Annotated in this window: 19 protein-coding genes and 1 tRNA gene; 17 read left to right on the top strand and 3 right to left on the bottom strand. The window is 65.3% G+C overall.

The window, feature by feature from the left end:
• Positions 1-86 precede the first annotated feature (86 nt).
• From LN450_RS12505 to queE, 15 genes are all read left to right on the top strand, one after another.
• Positions 87-764, top strand: a complete 678-nt coding sequence (locus LN450_RS12505) for an alpha/beta hydrolase (protein WP_011348276.1) — start codon at positions 87-89, stop codon at positions 762-764.
• A gap of 89 nt (positions 765-853) precedes the next feature.
• A complete protein-coding gene (locus LN450_RS12500) occupies positions 854-1,582 on the top strand; it encodes a YebC/PmpR family DNA-binding transcriptional regulator (protein ID WP_008578072.1) in 729 nt (242 codons plus the stop codon).
• A gap of 130 nt (positions 1,583-1,712) precedes the next feature.
• Positions 1,713-2,237, top strand: coding sequence for a crossover junction endodeoxyribonuclease RuvC (gene ruvC, locus LN450_RS12495; RefSeq protein ID WP_011348275.1), 525 nt, complete (start codon positions 1,713-1,715; stop codon positions 2,235-2,237).
• Positions 2,238-2,394: 157 nt separating this feature from the next.
• A complete protein-coding gene (gene ruvA, locus LN450_RS12490; RefSeq protein ID WP_008578070.1) occupies positions 2,395-2,979 on the top strand; it encodes a Holliday junction branch migration protein RuvA in 585 nt (194 codons plus the stop codon).
• Between the two features lie 196 nt (positions 2,980-3,175).
• Entirely contained in the window at positions 3,176-5,080 is a 1,905-nt protein-coding gene (locus LN450_RS12485) for a potassium transporter Kup (RefSeq protein WP_008578069.1), read from the top strand.
• Between the two features lie 2 nt (positions 5,081-5,082).
• Complete coding sequence (locus tag LN450_RS12480; protein WP_011348274.1) at positions 5,083-6,201, top strand: SMI1/KNR4 family protein; 1,119 nt, start codon at positions 5,083-5,085, stop codon at positions 6,199-6,201.
• A gap of 39 nt (positions 6,202-6,240) precedes the next feature.
• Positions 6,241-7,281, top strand: coding sequence for a Holliday junction branch migration DNA helicase RuvB (gene ruvB / locus LN450_RS12475; protein WP_042841112.1), 1,041 nt, complete (start codon positions 6,241-6,243; stop codon positions 7,279-7,281).
• A gap of 52 nt (positions 7,282-7,333) precedes the next feature.
• The gene (gene ybgC, locus LN450_RS12470; RefSeq protein WP_008578064.1) at positions 7,334-7,792 is read left to right on the top strand and encodes a tol-pal system-associated acyl-CoA thioesterase; all 459 of its coding nucleotides are present in this window, start codon (positions 7,334-7,336) and stop codon (positions 7,790-7,792) included.
• Between the two features lie 11 nt (positions 7,793-7,803).
• A complete protein-coding gene (tolQ, locus tag LN450_RS12465) occupies positions 7,804-8,583 on the top strand; it encodes a protein TolQ (protein ID WP_008578063.1) in 780 nt (259 codons plus the stop codon).
• Between the two features lie 157 nt (positions 8,584-8,740).
• The gene (gene tolR / locus LN450_RS12460; RefSeq protein WP_005913652.1) at positions 8,741-9,190 is read left to right on the top strand and encodes a protein TolR; all 450 of its coding nucleotides are present in this window, start codon (positions 8,741-8,743) and stop codon (positions 9,188-9,190) included.
• Complete coding sequence (gene tolA / locus LN450_RS12455; protein ID WP_008578062.1) at positions 9,180-10,220, top strand: cell envelope integrity protein TolA; 1,041 nt, start codon at positions 9,180-9,182, stop codon at positions 10,218-10,220. The genes tolR and tolA overlap by 11 nt, the downstream gene beginning before the upstream one ends.
• A 188-nt stretch (positions 10,221-10,408) precedes the next feature.
• Positions 10,409-11,728 (top strand): Tol-Pal system beta propeller repeat protein TolB, encoded by a 1,320-nt coding sequence (tolB, locus tag LN450_RS12450; protein WP_003482565.1) that lies wholly within the window; start codon positions 10,409-10,411, stop codon positions 11,726-11,728.
• Between the two features lie 57 nt (positions 11,729-11,785).
• Complete coding sequence (gene pal / locus LN450_RS12445) at positions 11,786-12,304, top strand: peptidoglycan-associated lipoprotein Pal (RefSeq protein ID WP_003482562.1); 519 nt, start codon at positions 11,786-11,788, stop codon at positions 12,302-12,304.
• Positions 12,305-12,310: 6 nt separating this feature from the next.
• Positions 12,311-13,129, top strand: a complete 819-nt coding sequence (gene ybgF, locus LN450_RS12440; protein WP_007971751.1) for a tol-pal system protein YbgF — start codon at positions 12,311-12,313, stop codon at positions 13,127-13,129.
• Between the two features lie 41 nt (positions 13,130-13,170).
• Positions 13,171-13,854: a 7-carboxy-7-deazaguanine synthase QueE gene (gene queE, locus LN450_RS12435; protein WP_011348272.1), complete on the top strand. Its 684-nt coding sequence runs from the start codon at positions 13,171-13,173 to the stop codon at positions 13,852-13,854.
• A 247-nt stretch (positions 13,855-14,101) separates the two neighbouring features.
• On the opposite strand, the gene LN450_RS12430 is transcribed toward queE, so the two are convergent.
• A tRNA-Lys gene (locus LN450_RS12430) sits at positions 14,102-14,177 on the bottom strand.
• A 48-nt stretch (positions 14,178-14,225) separates the two neighbouring features.
• Positions 14,226-14,900 carry a 7-cyano-7-deazaguanine synthase QueC gene (queC, locus tag LN450_RS12425; RefSeq protein ID WP_011348271.1) on the bottom strand — a complete coding sequence of 225 codons (675 nt, stop codon included), beginning with the start codon at positions 14,898-14,900 and terminating at the stop codon, positions 14,226-14,228.
• A gap of 276 nt (positions 14,901-15,176) precedes the next feature.
• On the opposite strand from queC, the gene LN450_RS12420 reads away from it, so the two are divergent.
• Together LN450_RS12420 and LN450_RS12415 are read left to right on the top strand one after the other, a co-directional pair.
• Positions 15,177-16,184 carry a sensor histidine kinase gene (locus LN450_RS12420; protein ID WP_031423766.1) on the top strand — a complete coding sequence of 336 codons (1,008 nt, stop codon included), beginning with the start codon at positions 15,177-15,179 and terminating at the stop codon, positions 16,182-16,184.
• Positions 16,181-16,540, top strand: coding sequence for a response regulator (locus LN450_RS12415; protein ID WP_008578055.1), 360 nt, complete (start codon positions 16,181-16,183; stop codon positions 16,538-16,540). Before LN450_RS12420 ends, LN450_RS12415 begins: the two co-directional genes overlap by 4 nt.
• A gap of 269 nt (positions 16,541-16,809) precedes the next feature.
• On the opposite strand, the gene LN450_RS12410 is transcribed toward LN450_RS12415, so the two are convergent.
• Positions 16,810-17,712: a LysR family transcriptional regulator ArgP gene (locus LN450_RS12410; protein WP_011348268.1), complete on the bottom strand. Its 903-nt coding sequence runs from the start codon at positions 17,710-17,712 to the stop codon at positions 16,810-16,812.
• Positions 17,713-17,807: the final 95 nt, after the last annotated feature.

Raw genomic sequence — 17,807 nt, 5'->3', positions numbered from 1 at the left:
TGCTGCCGCCCGTTGCGGTTGCGCGTTCGCTTGGCGTCAGCGCGCAACGCACGCGCAGTTGATGCCCTCTGCAGGTAACCATCTCAGTGTCCAGCGCATCCTCCATCGGCCCGGCGGCGCCGCGGCGCAGTCCGCGCGACGGTACGCGCGCCGCGACCGCCGACGTGCTGCTGGTGCACGGCATCTGGAACACCGCGCACTGGCTGCTGCCATTGGCGCGGCGGATGCGTGCCAACGGGCTGGCGCCTGCGCTGTTCGGTTACGCCAGCGTGCTCGGCGGCCCCGCGCATGCGGTGCCGCGTCTGATCGAGCGCCTGCGCGCCAGCCGCGCGCAGCTGGTGATCTGTCATAGCCTGGGTGGGCTGATGGCCCTGCAGGCATTGCAGGATGCCCCCGACCTGCCGGTGCGTCGCGTGGTCTGCCTGGGCTCGCCGTTGTGCGGCAGCGCCGCCGCGCGCGGGCTGGCGCAACGTGGCGGGCTATGGGCGCTGGGCCGCAGCGCCGCGATCTTGCAACAGGGCTTTGTGCGCTGGGACGGCCAGGCCGAGATCGGTCAGGTGGCCGGCAACGTGGCACGTGGGATCGGCCGCTGGCTCGCCCCGCTCGACGGCGGCTCGGACGGCACCGTGGCGCTGGCCGAAACCCGCCTGCCCGGGCTGCGCGATCATTGCGTGGTGCAGGCAAGCCACAGCGGCCTGTTGCGCTCGCCCGAGGCCGCCGCACAGGCGCTGGCCTTTCTGCGCACCGGCCGCTTCCAGCGGTGAACATGCGCAGGCGGATGTCGCTGCCCCGGTGAGGGCGGGCAATCAGGTAAAATCCGCGCCCTGTCATTGAAGCCAGTCTGGAACCACCCATGGGTAGAGGTCCCTCGATCGAAGGCCGCAAGAACGCCTCCGACGCCAAGCGCGGCAAGATGTTTACCAAGATCATCCGCGAGATCAGCGTGGCGGCCCGCGCCGGCGGCGGCGACCCGTCCAATAATCCGCGTCTGCGGACGGCCATGGACAAGGGCCTGTCGTCGAACATGTCCAAGGACGTGATGGAGCGCGCCATCAAGAAGTCCACCGGCGAGCTGGAAGGGGTGGAATACGAAGAAGTGCGCTACGAGGGCTACGCGCCCGGCGGCGTGGCGGTGATCGTGGACTGCCTGACCGACAACCGCGTGCGCACCGTGGCCGACGTGCGCCATGCCTTCAGCAAATGCGGCGGCAACATGGGCACCGAGGGCTCGGTGGCCTTCATGTTCAAGCGCCTGGGCGTGCTGAGCTTCGCTGCCGGCATCGATGAAGACACCCTCACCGATGCCGCCATCGAAGCCGGCGCCGACGATGTGGTGGTGTATCCGGAAGACGGCGCCATCGATGTGCTGACCGCCCCGGACGCCTTCGCCCAGGTCAGGGACGCCCTGGTCGCTGCCGGGCTGGAACCGGCGCACGCCGAAATCACCTTCCGCGCCGACAACGACATCGCCGTGGACGGCGAGACCGCCGTGCAGGTCCGCAAGCTGCTGGACATGCTCGAAGACCTGGACGACGTACAGGACGTGTATTCGAACGTCGATCAAGCGGCGCTTGGCGCCTGAGGCGCCGGGAATCGGGAATGGAGAATCGGGAATCGAAACAGCAGCATCCTGCATCGCTCGGCAATGTCGAGCACGCCAGTAGGCCGCTTTACCCATTCCCGATTCCCGACTCCCAATTGCCGGCCGCTCAATGACCCGCATCCTGGGCATCGATCCCGGTTCGCAGCGCACCGGCATCGGCATCATCGATATCGACGAGGACGGTCGCAGCCGGCATGTGCACCACGCGCCGCTGATGCTGCTGGGGGAGGGTGATTTCTCCCAACGGCTCAAGCGGCTGCTGCAGGGGCTGGGCGAGCTGATCGAGACCTACCGGCCGGATGAGGTGGCGATCGAAAGGGTGTTCATGGGCAAGAGCGCCGCTTCGGCGCTCAAGCTCGGCCACGCGCGCGGCGCGGCGATCTGCGCGGTGGTCATGCGCGACCTGCCGGTGCACGAGTACGCTGCCACCGAAGTCAAGCTCGCGCTGGTCGGCAAGGGCGGCGCGGACAAGGTGCAGGTCCAGCACATGGTCGGCATCATGCTCAACCTGAAAGGCAAGCTGCAGCCCGACGCCGCCGACGCATTGGCGGTCGCCATCACTCACGCCCACGTGCGCGCCACCGCGCAACGCCTGGGCGTCAATACCCAACAGGCCTGGAGCCGCAAGAAATGACAATCGGGATTCGGGATTTGGGATTGGGGATTCGCAACCGCGAGTTCGCGTGCGCTGTACCGCTTCGGCGGTGCGCAGCCGTCGTCAACGGCAGCGAGGGAGTTCGCCAATCCCCAATCTCGAATCCCCAATCCCGGCACCACAACGGCGGTGCCCAATGATCGGCCGTCTGCGCGGGATCCTGGCCTACAAGCAGCCGCCGTGGCTGGTGATCGACGTGGGTGGGGTGGGGTATGAGCTGGAGGCGCCGATGAGCACCTTCTACGATCTGCCCGATGTCGGTCGCGACGTGATCCTGTTCACCCATTACGCGCAGAAGGAAGACAGCGTCGCGCTGTACGGTTTCCTGCGCGAAGGCGAGCGGCGGTTGTTCCGCGATGTGCAGAAGGTCACCGGTATCGGCGCCAAGATTGCGCTGGCGGTGTTGTCCGGGGTCAGCGTGGACGAGTTCGCCCGCCTGATCACCAGCGGCGACATCACCGCGCTGACGCGCATTCCCGGCATCGGCAAGAAGACCGCCGAGCGCATGGTGGTGGAACTGCGCGACCGCGCGGCCGATTTCAGCAGCGGCGCCCCGATCACCGGCCAGTTGGGGCCCGACGCCGTTTCCGAAGCCACCGTGGCCTTGCAACAGCTGGGCTACAAGCCGGCCGAGGCCGCCCGCATGGCGCGCGACGCCGGTGCAGAAGGCGACGAGGTCGCCACGGTCATCCGCAAGGCACTGCAAGCCGCGCTGCGCTGAGCGCGGCCACGAACCATCGCCTGGCCGCAAAGCGGGCGCGGCCGGCACTCGGCATCGACAGGGGCGGCCCGTACACTGCGCATCCTTGCCCGCGGCCAGCCCGTACCTTGGGTGTCTGTGACGTCAGTGCAGGCACCTTCGACAGGTGCTGGCTCCCTCATCATCTTCACGCTGTCTGGCGAAAACTGCCCACCTCATGTCCCACACCCCCAAATCAGCCGGCTCCAGCCACGCGCCCGCCAACAGCCAGACCGCCCTGGTCATCGGCGCGATCGGCGTCGTCTTCGGCGATATCGGTACCAGCCCGCTGTATACGCTTAAGGAAGCGTTTTCGCCGCACTACGGGCTGACCCCGGACCACGACACCGTGCTGGGCATCCTGTCGCTGGTGTTCTGGGCGCTGATGCTGGTGGTCACGCTCAAGTACGTCACCGTGATCATGCGCGCCGACAACGACGGCGAGGGCGGCATCATGGCGCTGACCGCGCTGGCGCAACGCACCCTGCCGGGCGGTTCGCGCTCGATGTACGTGGTCGGCATCCTCGGCATCTTCGGTGCCTCGCTGTTCTTTGGCGACGGCGTCATCACCCCGGCGATTTCGGTGCTGTCGGCGGTGGAGGGCCTGGAGGTGGCTGCGCCCAGGCTGGAGCCGTTCGTGGTGCCGATCACCTTGGTGGTACTGGGCATGCTGTTCCTTGCGCAGCGCTTCGGTACCGAACGTGTCGGCAAGGCATTCGGGCCGATCACACTGCTCTGGTTCTTCGCGTTGGGCGCGATCGGCGTCTACAACATGGCCCGCGCACCGGAAGTGCTGCATGCGCTGAATCCGTGGTGGGGCGTGCGCTTCTTCGCGCAACACAACTGGCATGCGGTGTTCGTGCTGGGCGCAGTGGTGCTGGCAGTGACCGGTGGCGAAGCGCTGTACGCGGACATGGGCCATTTCGGCGCCAAGGCGATCCGCCGCTCGTGGCAGTTCGTGGTCCTGCCGATGCTGACCTTGACCTACCTAGGGCAGGGCGCGCTGATGCTGCGCAATCCGGCCGCGGTCAGCAACCCGTTCTACGAGGCGGTGCCCGAGTGGGCGCTGTACCCCATGATCGTGCTCGCCACTGCAGCCACGGTGATTGCCTCGCAGGCGCTGATCACCGGCGCCTATTCGGTGGCCAGCCAGGCCATGCAGCTCGGCTACATCCCGCGCATGCACATTCGCCATACCTCGCACTCCACCATCGGCCAGATCTATGTGCCGGCGGTGAACTGGTGCCTGCTGGCGCTGGTGGCGGTGGCCGTGATCGGTTTCGGCGACTCGGCCTCGTTGGCCACCGCGTACGGCGTTTCGGTGACCGGCACCATGCTGATCACCACCGTGTTGATGATTATCTACGCGCGTGCCAACCCGCGCGTGCCGGCGCCGCTGCTGTGGTTGTTCGCGCTGGTGTTCCTGGCCGTGGACTGCGCGTTCTTCTACGCCAACATCATCAAGTTCCTGGACGGCGCCTGGTTCCCGTTGTTGCTGGGTCTGATCCTGTTCACCCTGATGCGTACCTGGCGCCGCGGCCGCAAGCTGCTGCACGACGAGATCCGCAAGGACGGTATCAAGCTGGACACCTTCCTGCCCGGGTTGATGCTGGCGCCGCCGGTGCGCGTGCCCGGCACGGCCGTGTTCCTGACCGCCGACCCGATGGTGGTGCCGCACGCGCTGATGCATAACCTCAAGCACAACAAGGTGCTGCACGAGCGCAACGTGTTCCTGACCGTGGAAACCCTGCAGGTGCCGTACGCGGCCGCCGGGAAACGGCTCAAGATCGACGCGATCGGCGACGAGTTCTACCGCGTGCATGTGCGCTTCGGTTTCATGGAGACCCCGGACGTGCCGCTGGCGCTGATGCGCTCCTGCGATCAGGGCGGGATCTATTTCGATCCGATGGACACCACCTATTTCGCCAGCCGCGAAACCATCGTGGCCAGCGCCAATCGCGGCATGCCGATCTGGCGCGACAAGCTGTTCGCCCTGATGCATCGCAATGCCGCCCCGGCCACCGGTTTCTTCCGCATCCCCGGTAACCGCCTGGTGGAGTTGGGCGCGCAAGTGGAGATCTGAGCGTGGCCGCGCTCAAGTGGATGGTCTACGGGCGCTCACCGAGCCTGGACACCTTCTGGGATGACGCACTCAACCTCGGGCGCGTGCCGGCCACCGAGGCCGCGATCGCGGCGGCGCAAGCGCGGCTCGGTGTCCGCCTGCCGGCCTGGCTGCGTGAGTTGTACGCACGCTACGACGGCGGCGCGGTGCAGATGGCGCGTGGTCAGTCCCTGGAGGAGCCGGACAACTGGCTCAAGGCCGAATGGCTGTTCCCGCGCGCGCGCCTGCTCGGCAGTGCGGAGCTGTTTTCCTTTGCGCAAGTGCGTGCCCGCGAGGAGTACCGCGACGACGCGTTTGCCGGGCTTGCTGCCGGTGGCGATGATCGCCATCTGATCGTCATCGCGGCCGATGACCGTTCGCCGAGCCGGGCGCTGTGCCTGGACTACTCCGCATTCGGTGCCGAGCCCACACTGGTCTACGTCGATGCAGGCGACAAGCGCCGGTTGGCGGTGTTCGCCAACGTGGAGGACCTGCTGGCGCAGTTGGTCGATGTCCACTATTGGTCCCCCGCGTTGCAGGCCAAGCACGACGCAGATGTGGTGCAGTGGCAGCCGCAGCCGCCGGCATTGACCACGTTCTGGAGCGGCGCCGATGGGCGGAACGACGGCGGAGCCGCAGCGGACGCCGATGCCTTCGCTGAGGCCGAAGCACGCCTGGGCGTGCGCCTGCCGGCATTGTTCAAGCGTCTCTACAGTGTCCAGGACGGGGGCGATACCGGCTGGTGCTGGGTGCCGCGTACCCGTTTTCCGTCCGATCACTACGTGGATTGGGAATGCGTGCTGGTTGATCGCGATCTATCGCCGCTGGCGCAGATCCGCAGCGTGCTGGATTTTGCCGATGCCTTCGAAGACCGGAGTGACTTCCGCGCTGCGGCCTGCCTGCACGCCGGCCTGGATCAGGTGCTGGTGCTGTCTTGCCATAACGTCGATAGCCTGCTGTGCCTGGACTACCGCGCGCGCGGCCCGCAATGCGAGCCGGAGGTCGTCTATTTCGAGAACTGGGAAGGGCTGGTGCCGACCTGGCGCGCCGCGCGCTTCGATGCCTTCTTCGCAGTGCTGCGCCAGGCCGAGCTTGATGTCTAGATGTTGGGCCATCCGCGCGCGGCATGAGAAGATGGCCGGATGACTGAGCAGCGCATCATCGCCAGCAGCTCCACCCGCGAAGACGACGCCGCCGATGCGAGCATTCGTCCCAAGCGCCTGGCCGATTATCTCGGTCAGCAGCCGGTGCGCGAGCAGATGGAGATCTACATCCAGGCGGCCAAGGCGCGTGGCGAGGCGATGGATCATGTGCTGATCTTCGGGCCGCCCGGGCTCGGCAAGACCACGCTGAGTCACGTCATCGCCAACGAGCTGGGCGTGAGCCTGCGCGTGACCTCTGGCCCGGTGATCGAAAAGGCCGGCGATCTGGCGGCGTTGCTCACCAACCTGCAGCCGCACGATGTGTTGTTCATCGACGAAATCCATCGCCTCTCGCCGGTGGTGGAAGAAGTGCTGTATCCGGCGATGGAAGATTTCCAGATCGACATCATGATCGGCGACGGCCCGGCCGCGCGCTCGATCAAGATCGACCTGCCGCCGTTCACCCTGATCGGTGCCACCACCCGTGCCGGCCTGCTCACCGCGCCCTTGCGCGACCGCTTCGGCATCGTGCAGCGGCTGGAATTCTATTCCCCGCAGGAATTGACCCGCATCGTGATTCGCTCGGCGGCCATACTGGGCATCGACTGCACGCCCGAAGGCGCGGCGGAAATCGCACGCCGCGCGCGCGGCACCCCGCGTATCGCCAACCGGCTGCTGCGTCGCGTGCGCGACTACGCCCAGGTCAAGGCGGCCGGGCATATCGATCTGCCGGTGGCGCAGGCGGCCATGCAGATGCTGAAAGTGGATCCGGAAGGCTTTGACGAGCTCGACCGTCGCATGTTGCGCACCATCGTCGAACATTTCGATGGCGGCCCGGTCGGCGTGGAATCGCTGGCCGCCTCGCTGTCGGAGGAGCGCGGCACGCTGGAAGACGTCATCGAGCCGTACCTGATCCAGCAGGGCTTTCTGATCCGCACGGCGCGCGGCCGGATGGTCACGCCCAAGGCCTATCTGCATCTGGGCCTGAAGGTGCCGCGCGAGCGCGCCCCGGGCATCGGCGAACCGGGAGACCTGTTTTGACGACGCTCTGCTGGTCGCCAACCTGGGCCGTCACGACCGAAATTCCGTGCCCATGACCATCGAATCCCCATTCTCCAATCCCCAATCCCTGCCGGTATTCAGTTGGCCGACACGCGTCTACTGGGAAGATACCGACGCCGGCGGGGTGGTCTACCACGCGCGCTACGTGGCCTTCATGGAACGCGCGCGCACGGAGTGGATGCGTGCGCTCGGCTACGGGCAGGAGCGTATGCGCCAGGAGCACGACCTGGTGTTTGCGGTCCGCGCGATGCAACTGGATTTCCTCAAGCCGGCCCGGCTCGACGACGCGCTGTCAGTGTCGGCGGTATTGCTGCGATGCAGACGGGCCAGCCTGCTGTTCGCGCAATCGGTCCGTCGCGAAGGCGAAGTGCTGCTGACCGCCGAGGTGCGTATTGCCGCGCTCGGTACCAGCGACTTCCGTCCGCGTGGCATGGACGATGCGCTGTATGACGTGTTGAAAGCTCTAGAAACCCCAGAATCCGATTACTGAGGAACGAACGGATGTCGATTGCATTGCTCCTGGCCCTGCAGGACACGGTAGTGGAAGCACTGCCGCAGGACGTCGCCGCTGCCGCGGCGCAGACCGCCAGCGTGGCGCACAACAGCAGCATCAACTATGTAGACCTGATCCTGCGCGCCAGTATCCCGGTCAAGATCATCGTGTTGCTGCTGCTGATCGGCTCGTTCATCAGCTGGGTGATCATTTTCCGCAAGGCGCGTGCGTTCAAGCTGGCCAATCGCGAGGCCGACGAGTTCGAGAACCGGTTCTGGTCCGGTGCGGACCTGGCCAAGCTGTACGCCTCGGCCACCGACCGCAACCGCACCGTGGGCGGTCTGGAATCGATGTTCGAAAGCGGCTTCCGCGAGTTCTCGCGTCTACGCGACCGCCGCCGTCTGGATGCGCGCGTGCAGCTGGAAGGCGCGCAGCGTGCCATGCGCACCGCGTTCACGCGCGAAGTCGACCAGCTCGAGCGCAACCTCGAACTGCTGGCCAACATCGGCTCCACTGCGCCGTACGTCGGCCTGGTCGGCACCGTGTTCGGCATCATGGTGACCATGCACGACATGGTCAGCAGCGGCGAGCAGGCCGGTATCGCCGCGGTGGCGCCGGGTATCTCCGAAGCGTTGTTCGCCACCGCCATCGGTCTGTTCGTGGCGATTCCGGCCGTGTGGGCCTACAACCGCTTCACCACCCGCGTGGAACGGCTGTCGGTGCGCTATGAGACCTTCGCCGACGAGTTCAGCTCCATCCTGCAGCGCCAGGCCGGCGCGGACGAGTGATGCGCGCTGCCGGCATGCCCCCGCATGGCGTGACGCGGGAAGTGTCCGGCAGGGCCAGTCGCGTCGGTGCGCAGTGCCACGTGCAGGTGTCCCTTTTCGGGGCACCGTGCAAGCGCACTGCCAGCCGGCGCCGAGGACTAATTAGGAACGTTTCGCGATGATCTCCGGTATTTCCCGTCGTAAGAAGCGCAAGCTCAAATCCGACATCAACGTCGTGCCGTATATCGACGTGATGCTGGTGCTGCTGATCATCTTCATGGTCACCGCACCGTTGCTGACCCTGAGTACCGACGTCAGCCTGCCCAGTTCGCGCGCCAAGGCGCTGGAAAGCAAGCAGGACCCGGTCGTGGTGGTGGTCGCTGCCGATGGCAAATTGGCGCTGCAGCTGCCCAAGGGCAAGCCGCAGGCGATGGACGTGGCTGCGCTGCAGGCACAGCTGGCTGCCATCGTGGCGCAGGACAAGGACGCACGTGTGGTGGTGGCCGGCGATCGCGCCGCGCCGTACCAGAAGATCATGGATGCCATCGACGTGCTCAAGCAGGCCAAGGTCGAGAAAGTGGGCCTGATTTCCGACTCCGGCGGCACCGCAGGCAGCGATGCACGCTGACGCACTCCCCACGCAGACGGCGCGCGATGACGGCTGGTTTCGACCGGTCGTCCTGGCATTGGTCGTGCACGTCCTGGTCGCGCTGGTGTTTATCGCCGGCTGGCTGTGGTCGCCCGAACGCTCGGTGGAGCCCGCGGCCGGCGACCCCAGCATGGAGGCCTCGCTGGACGTGTCGGCTGCCGAGGCGCGGGTTGCGCGCCAGGCATTGAAGGCCACGCCGGTCGAGACGCCGCCCCCGCCTGCGCCGTTGCCCGAACCCGCGCCGGAAGACAGCGTGCCACCGCCACAGCCGATCCCCGAGCCGCGCCCGCAGGATGCGCCCACGCCGCAGCAGGCGCAGGCACAGGAGCGCATAGCCCAGCCCGACAAGGTCGACCAGGAGCGCGTGGATGCACTGGCCATTTCCGCCGAAAAGGCCAAGCAGGAACAGGAAGCCAAGCGTCGCCAGGAGCAGATCGACCTGACCGAGCGGAAACGCCAGGAAGAGGCCGAGCAGAAACTGCGCCTTGCCAAGCAGCAGGAAGAGGCCGACGCCAAGAAGAAACAGGCGGCCGCACAGCAGGCGGCGGAAGAAGCCGAACGCCAGAAGAAGATCGCCGACATCCGTCGTCAGCGCGCGCAAGCCGATAAGGAGATGGCGCTGGCCGAACAGAAGTTGCGCCAGGTCGCCGCCGCACGTGCGCAGCAGGCCTCCGCGGCCGCGGCGACCAGCGCGCAACCGACCGCAGGGCAGGGCGGTACCAGTACCGACCTGTCGGCCAAATACGCCGCGGCGATTCAACAGAAAGTGTTGGCGCAGTGGGTGCGTCCGCCGTCGGTGCCGCCAGGCCAGAAATGCACCATCAACATCCGCCAGCTGCCGGGCGGCAGCGTGATGGAGGCCAAGGTGGCGCCGGGCTGCCCCTACGACGAGGCTGGCCAGCGTTCGATCGAAGCGGCCGTGTTGAGCGCCCAGCCATTGCCTTACCGCGGGTTCGAGTCGGTGTTCCAGCGCAACCTGACCTTTGTGTTCACTGCGCAGGATCAGTAATCGTTGTCGGGCTGCGGCGGCCACTGGCGCCGCAGCCTGGTGCCACCCCGCGTGATCGCCCATGGGGCTGTCCATGTCGCTACACCATCGCTCGCTCCGTTTTCACGTCAACTCATTCACGATTGCGAGTATGTTCACTCGTTGATTGCTATCCCTTGCACACTTTTCCTGCCCGATCCGAGCCGTCCATGAAAAAACCGCTGCGTTGGCTAGCCGCCTTGACCGCCCTGTTGTTGCCGCTGAGCGCACTCGCGCAGCAGCAAGGTCTCACCATCGATATCGTCGGCGGTAGCGCGTCTGCCACGCCGATCGCTGTCATTCCGATGCCGTATCAGGGCTCGGGCACCGCGCCGCAGACCGACGTGTCCGCCGTGGTCGGCGCCGACCTGGATCGTTCCGGGCAGTTCCGCACGTTGCCGGCCGCGCAGATCGTCGAAAAGCCGACCCGTGGCACCGAGGTGCAGTTCCAGACCTGGCGCACCCTCAAGCAGAACTACATCGTGGTCGGCCGCGTCATGGACGCCGGCGAAGGCGCATACCGGGTCGAATACGAGTTGTTCGACGTGGCCAAGGGCGAGCGCATGCTGGGCCTGGCGATGACGGCTCGTGCCAATGCAATGCGCGATGTTTCGCACCAGATGGCTGATGCCATCTACGAGAAAATCACAGGCGTGCGCGGTGCCTTCTGGACCCGCATTGCCTATGTGACTGCCAGCGGCAAGGGCGGCGCCATGCGTTATGCGCTGATGGTGGCCGACTCGGACGGCTACAACCCGCAGACCATCGTGCGTTCGGCCGAGCCGCTGCTGTCGCCCAACTGGAGCCCGGACGGCAAGAAGCTGGCATATGTGAGCTTCGAGCGCGGCAACTCGTCGATCTACCTGCAGGACATCGCCACCGGTGCACGCGAACTGGTGTCCAGCTTCCGTGGCATCAACGGCGCGCCGTCGTTCTCGCCGGACGGACGTCGCCTGGCGCTGGCGCTGTCGCGCAGCGGTAACCCGGAAATCTACGTGATGGACCTGGGCAGCAAGCAGCTCACCCAGCTCACCAACCACTTCGGCATCGACACCGAGCCGACCTGGGCGCCGGATGGCGGCAGCATCTACTTCACCTCCGATCGCGGCGGCCGTCCGCAGATCTACCAGGTGGCAGCCAGCGGCGGCAGCGCCAACCGCGTGACCTTCCAGGGCAACTACAACGCCACCGCCAGCGTGTCGTTCGACGGCAAGAAGATTGCCGTGGCTCAGGGCAGCGGCAACACCTACCGTATCGCGATGATGGACCGCAGCCTGGGTTCGCCCAGCTGGAGCACGCTGTCGCCGGGGTCGCTGGACGAATCGCCGAGCTTTGCGCCTAACGCCAGCATGGTGTTGTACGCCGCACGCGAAGGCGGCCGTGGCGTGCTGTACGCGGTCTCTTCCGACGCTCGGGTCCGCCAGCGCCTGGTGCTGGCCGACGGCGATGTGAGAGAACCCGCATGGGGGCCTTACCGAACCGCGCATTAATGTTAATATTTCGCTGCGTTAAACCACTCATTGGCCCAGAGCCTCCATAGGTACCCCATGAACAAGTCCACCCGCGTCTTGCTTGTCTCCCTGCTGTCCGTTGCTGTGCTGGCTGGTTGCTCGAAGAAGGTGAAGGAAACTCCGCCTCCTGCGACCGATACCACCGCTGGTTCCTCGGTTCCCACCGGCCCGTCCACCTCTGGCCTGTACGGCCCGGGCGACCTGGATACCGATGCCTGCCTGCGTCAGCGTGTTGTTTACTTCGATCTGGATCAGGACTCCCTGAAGCCGGAATTCCAGGCCATCATGGCTTGCCACGCCAAGTACCTGCGTGACCGTCCTTCCTCGCGCATCACCCTGCAGGGCAATGCGGACGAGCGTGGTTCGCGTGAGTACAACATGGGTCTGGGCGAGCGTCGCGGCAATGCCGTGTCGTCCTCGCTGCAGGCTGCCGGTGGCTCGGCCAGCCAGCTGACCGTCGTCAGCTACGGCGAAGAGCGTCCGGTCTGCACCGAGTCGAACGAGTCCTGCTGGTCGCAGAACCGCCGCGTCGAAATCGTGTACACGGCTCAGTAAGAAGCGATGCGCTTTCGAGTGACATCCCTGTTCGTCGCGGCGGCCCTCGTGGTCGCCGCGCCGGCATACGCCCAGCGAGCCAGTCTCGCTGATCGTGTGGCCGTGCTCGAGCAGCAGCAGGCCAATAGTCAGGCCAACAACGATCTCCTCAATCAGCTGCAGCAGGCGCGTTCGGACCTGCAGGCATTGCGGTCGACCGTCGAACAGCTGCAGCACGACAATGAGCAACTCAAGCAGCAGTCCAAGGACCAATATCTGGACCTGGATGGACGCTTGAACCGGTTGGAAGGCGCAGGTGGCGCAACACCGCCATTGCCCCCAGCGACCGGCAGCGTGACCCCGGCCCCGGCACCTGCTGCGCGGCCCGCAGCGGCGGCAACTTCCGAGAAGCCGCCCACCGTCCATGGCGACCCAGGCACCCTGGCCGTCAGCAACGACGAACGTACGGCCTACAACGTGGCCTTCGATGCATTGAAGAACGGCAAGTACGACGATGCGTCGCAGCTGTTCCTGAGCTTTCTGGAGCTCTATCCCAACGGCGTCTATACCCCCAATGCCTTGTATTGGCTGGGCGAGAGCTATTACGCCACCCGTAATTTCCAGCTTGCCGAGGCGCAGTTCCGCGATCTCGTCAGCCGCTATCCCACGCATGACAAGGCCGCCGGCGGCTTGTTGAAGCTTGGCCTGTCGCAGTACGGCGAAGGCAAGAACAACGAGGCCCAGCAGACCTTGCAGCAGGTTGCTTCGCAGTACCCCGGCTCCGACGCGGCACGCGTTGCGCAGGAGCGCCTGCAGTCCATCCGTCTCGGCCAGCAACTGCGCTGAGCCTCGCGTTCGTGCCTGCCGGCACGGCGCATACTTTGCCCATGAATGCCGCCGCCGTCCCCAGCGAGATCGTCCAGTCGCCATTGCCGCGGTTGAAGATCACCGAAATCTTTTTGTCCCTGCAAGGCGAGGCCGAAGCGGCTGGCTGGCCCACGGTATTCGTCCGCCTGACCGGCTGCCCGTTGCGCTGCCTGTACTGCGACACCGCGTACGCGTTCCATGGCGGGCAGTGGCATGACATTGACGCAATCGTCGCCGAAGTCGCCAGTCATGGTGTGCGCCATGTCTGCGTGACCGGCGGCGAGCCGTTGGCGCAGAAGCGTTGCCTGGTTCTGCTGGAGAAGCTCTGCGACGCCGGTTACGACGTCTCGTTGGAGACCTCCGGTGCGCTGGACGTGTCTGCCGTTGATCCGCGCGTCTCGCGCGTGGTCGACATCAAGACGCCCGCATCCGGCGAGGAGGCACGCAATCGCTGGGAAAACCTGCCGCTGCTGACCGCGCGCGACCAGATCAAGTTCGTGATCTGCAGCCGCGTCGACTACGAATGGTCGCGCGAGATCGTCGCCGCGCATACACTGGATCGCCGCTGCACGGTGTGGTTTTCGCCCAGCAAAAGCGAGGTGAGCCCACGGCAACTGGCTGACTGGATCGTGGCAGACCGCTTGCCGGTGCGCTTCCAGATGCAGCTGCACAAGCTGCTGTGGAACGACGAGCCTGGGCGGTGAGGCAGGCGCGTAGCGCTGTGCATCAGGCGACTGCCTTGCGCTGGCAAAAATTACGGACGGTGTTTTGATTTGCTCAGGCAGCCGGTGATCCCACAAAGTGGCAAAGACCTGTAGCCGCTATGCGGTGATGCGTTAGCGTAACGGCGCACCGGTGTCCGCGCGCTCGTACGGGCGCGCGAATACTGCGCAATTGCCGAGCCGATGCCTTCTGCGGAGCGATGAAGTTCGCTGAAAGCCTTGCTGGAGATGGTGGGCCGTGATGGATTCGAACCATCGACCAAAAGATTAAAAGTCTTCTGCTCTACCGACTGAGCTAACGGCCCACTGACCCCGACATTGCGTCGGGGTGCGCATTCTACCCTACGCGGGCGTCAAGACAAAATGGCGTAGTGCGTGGGGTCGGGAACGCCGGCATCGGAGAAGCCGGCCGCGCGCAGGCGGCAGGCGTCGCAGTGGCCGCAGGCGCGTCCATCGGCATCGGCGCGGTAGCAGGAGACGGTGAGGCCGAAGTCCACACCCAGGCGCACGCCTTCACGGACGATGTCGGCCTTGCTGAGGAACTGCAGCGGTGCGTGCACGCGCAGCCCTACACCTTCCACGCCTGCCTTGGTGGCCAAGTTGGCCAGCACCTCGAAAGCGCGCACGAACTCGGGACGGCAATCGGGGTAGCCGGAGTAGTCCACCGCATTGACGCCACAGAACAGGTCGTTGGCGCCGACGACCTCGGCCCAACCGAGCGCCAGCGACAGCATGATGGTGTTGCGCGCGGGCACGTAGGTGACGGGGATGCCGTCGCCGCCAGCGTCGGGGACGTCGATGTCGTCGGTCAATGCCGAGCCGCCGATGCTGCGCAGGTCCACGTCGACCACCTTGTGCGCAACGACGCCCTGCGCGGCAGCGACGCGCGCTGCGGCGTCCAGTTCGGACGTATGGCGTTGGCCATAGCGCACGCTCAGCGCGTAGACGGCAAAGCCCTGCTCCTGCGCGAGTGCGATGACGGCGGCGGAATCCATGCCACCGGACAACAGAACAACGGCTTTTTTCATGGCGAATCGGCGATCACTGCGGAATAAGCCCGAAGGCTATCAGGGACGATGGCGCAGGGCGACCAGGGACCGGTCTTCGATCCGGCTCCGGTTGGCGCGGGGTTGGCCGGTGCAGGCACGAAACAGTGGAATGCGCTTACGGTATTGGTCGATCGCAACCGCTTTGTCCGGCGACGGCGCGCGTCTTTGTTGAGCTGGATCCGACGTCAAATACGCATGATCAGGCGTTCACGTAAGTCCATTTATCGTTCGCTTCAATTTTGGAACCATGACGCAATGGCCGAGCATCAGGAAGACGCAGCGAAATCGCGCATTTACGAGGCCCTGCTACAGGCGACACCGGATCTTTTGTATGTGTTCGATATCCAGCATCGCTTCGTCTACGCCAATCAGGCGTTGTTGACGATGTGGGGCATGCGCTGGGAAGACGCCTGCGGCAAAACCTGCCTGGAACTGGGCTACGAGCCCTGGCATGCGGCCATGCACGATGAAGAGATCGAACAGGTGATCGCAACAGGCCAGCCAGTGCGCGGCGAAGTGCCATTCCCGCATACGACCAAGGGCCTGCGCATCTACGACTACATTTTTACCCCGGTGTTCGGACCCGACGGCAAAGTCGAGGCGATCGCCGGCGCCACGCGCGACATCACCGAACACAAGCAGCATGAGCAGCATCTGCAGCTGTTGATCAACGAGCTCAACCACCGGGTCAAGAACTCGTTGGTGATGGTGCAATCGTTGGCGCGGCAGTCGTTCACCAACGCCGGTGGCCTGGCCGACGCACAGGAAAAGCTCGACGCGCGTTTGCTGGCGCTGTCGCGGGCACACGACACGCTGACGCGCGAAAACTGGGTCAGCGCCGACATCCTGGAACTGACCCGCGACGCTGCCGCGCTGTATGAGTCGCACGACAGCCAGCGCTTCACGTTGCAGGGTGATTCCTGTCGGCTTGATCCGCGGCGGGCATTGGCGCTGTCGATGGCGCTGCATGAGCTGTGCACCAACGCGCTCAAGCACGGCGCCTTATCCTTGCCAGCTGGCAATGTGCTGGTTTCGTGGGAGCGCAGCACGCGTGGCGAGCAGGAACTGCTTGAATTGATCTGGCGGGAAACCGGGGGGCCGCCCGTGCAGCCACCCACGCGCAAGGGGTTCGGCACGCGTCTTCTAGAGCGTGGCTTGAAGCACGACCTCAAGGGCGACGTTGAGCTGTCCTTCGATCCGGCTGGCGTGTGCTTCCGCGTTTCCATCCCGTTGCCGCCCGAGCATGCCGAGGCACGGCCATGACCATGCGCGTACTTTTGGTCGAAGACGAATCGTTGGTGGCGATGCTCTTGGAGGATTGCCTGGCGGAACTGGGCTACGAGGTGGTGGCAACCGTGGCCGACGTGGACGCTGCGTTGCAAGCGGTGCAGGCAGGCAACCTCGACCTGGCACTGCTGGATATCAATCTTGGCGGCACCTTGTCGTTTCCGATTGCGGAAGAACTGGATGCGCGCGGTGTTCCGTATATCTTCGTGACCGGCTATGCGCAGGGTGGGATTCCCGAAAAGTACCGGCACCGGCATGGCCTGCAGAAACCCTTCCATTTTCGTGATCTAAAACATGCGCTATCGCTGCTGCAGCAGCGCAGCGCCGAGTGATCAGCGCGGGTCTTGTTGCAGTTGAACGACATGGGGGCGGGGAGAAGTTCGATATCGCCGACTGCCGCAATACTCCGACGTGCATGGCACCGCGGCATTCAACCGGTGCGGACAGTGACTGGAATCGGCACTTGGGCGTGCCTGCGCAGCGATTACCCGGCTAGCGTGGCAGGTGTAGCCAATGTGGCGATGGGTGCCGGAATTCGCAGCGTATGCAGATGCATGGCAGCCCGGCGACGGGCAGGCGGTGAGAACGATGGCCGTGGTGTCTATCTGCTGCCACGCAAGCTGGTGGCAGCGGCCTCGCGCAGTGCCTGGTTGAGTTGCTGCAACACGTTCGAGCGCACAGCGGCGTACTGCCAGTACAGCGGAACATCGAGCCAGCGGGTGGGGTCGACGATGACGACCTGCTTGTTGCGCACCGCAGGCAGCACCATCGCTTCGGGCGCCAGGCACCAGCCCAGCCCGCGTGCAGCGGCTTCGACAAAACCGGTGGAGGTGGGCAGGTAATGCGTGGGCGGGCTCAGCCGGCTACGCGTGACCCGCCTGACGAAACGCGCCTGCAAGGTGTCCTTGCGATTGAACACCAGCATCGGCGCCTTTCCCAGCGCGTCGGCAGTGAAGCCGTCCTGGAAATGCGCAGCGACGAACGCCGCCGATGCGATCGCGTGGTAACGCATCACGCCCAACGCCTGGACATTGCAACCCTGCAGTGGCGCGCGCTCGGAGGTGACCGCGCCCAGCACGCTGCCAGCGCGCAGCAACTCCAGGGTGTGGTCCTGGTCGTCCATCTGCACATCGAACAAGAAGCCGTGCGCCTGGTGGAGCGAAGACAGCGCCTGCAGGAACCAGGTCTGCAACGAGTCGTCATTGACCGCGATGGCGAGGGTACGTGGGTGCCCGGCGATGCCATCGCCAGGCAGGAAGTCGGCAATCGCTTCGGCTTCGAGGACCTGCATGGGCTTGAGCCGGCGCAGCAGCCGTTCGCCGGTCGGCGTGGGCCGGCAAGGCGCCGTGCGCATGACCAGTACCTGCCCGAGTCGATCTTCGAGCGCCTTGATGCGTTGCGAGATCGCCGAGGGCGTCAGTGCAAGACGCTGCGCGGCGGCGTCGAAGCTGCCTTCGTCCAGCACGGCTGCGAAGGCCGCCAATTGCGGATGCAGAAGATCCATGCGTTCACCTGCATTAGAATTGCTAATCAGCATACAGATTATTTAGTTTTCCTAATCCGATGGAAGGGCACACGATGCACGCCTGCCTCGGAGAC

It is taken from the genome of Xanthomonas euvesicatoria pv. euvesicatoria, from assembly GCF_020880415.1.
Lineage (GTDB): Bacteria > Pseudomonadota > Gammaproteobacteria > Xanthomonadales > Xanthomonadaceae > Xanthomonas > Xanthomonas euvesicatoria.
Note: the sequence above shows the minus strand (reverse complement) of the source record. Positions and strands in the feature narration are given on the sequence as shown.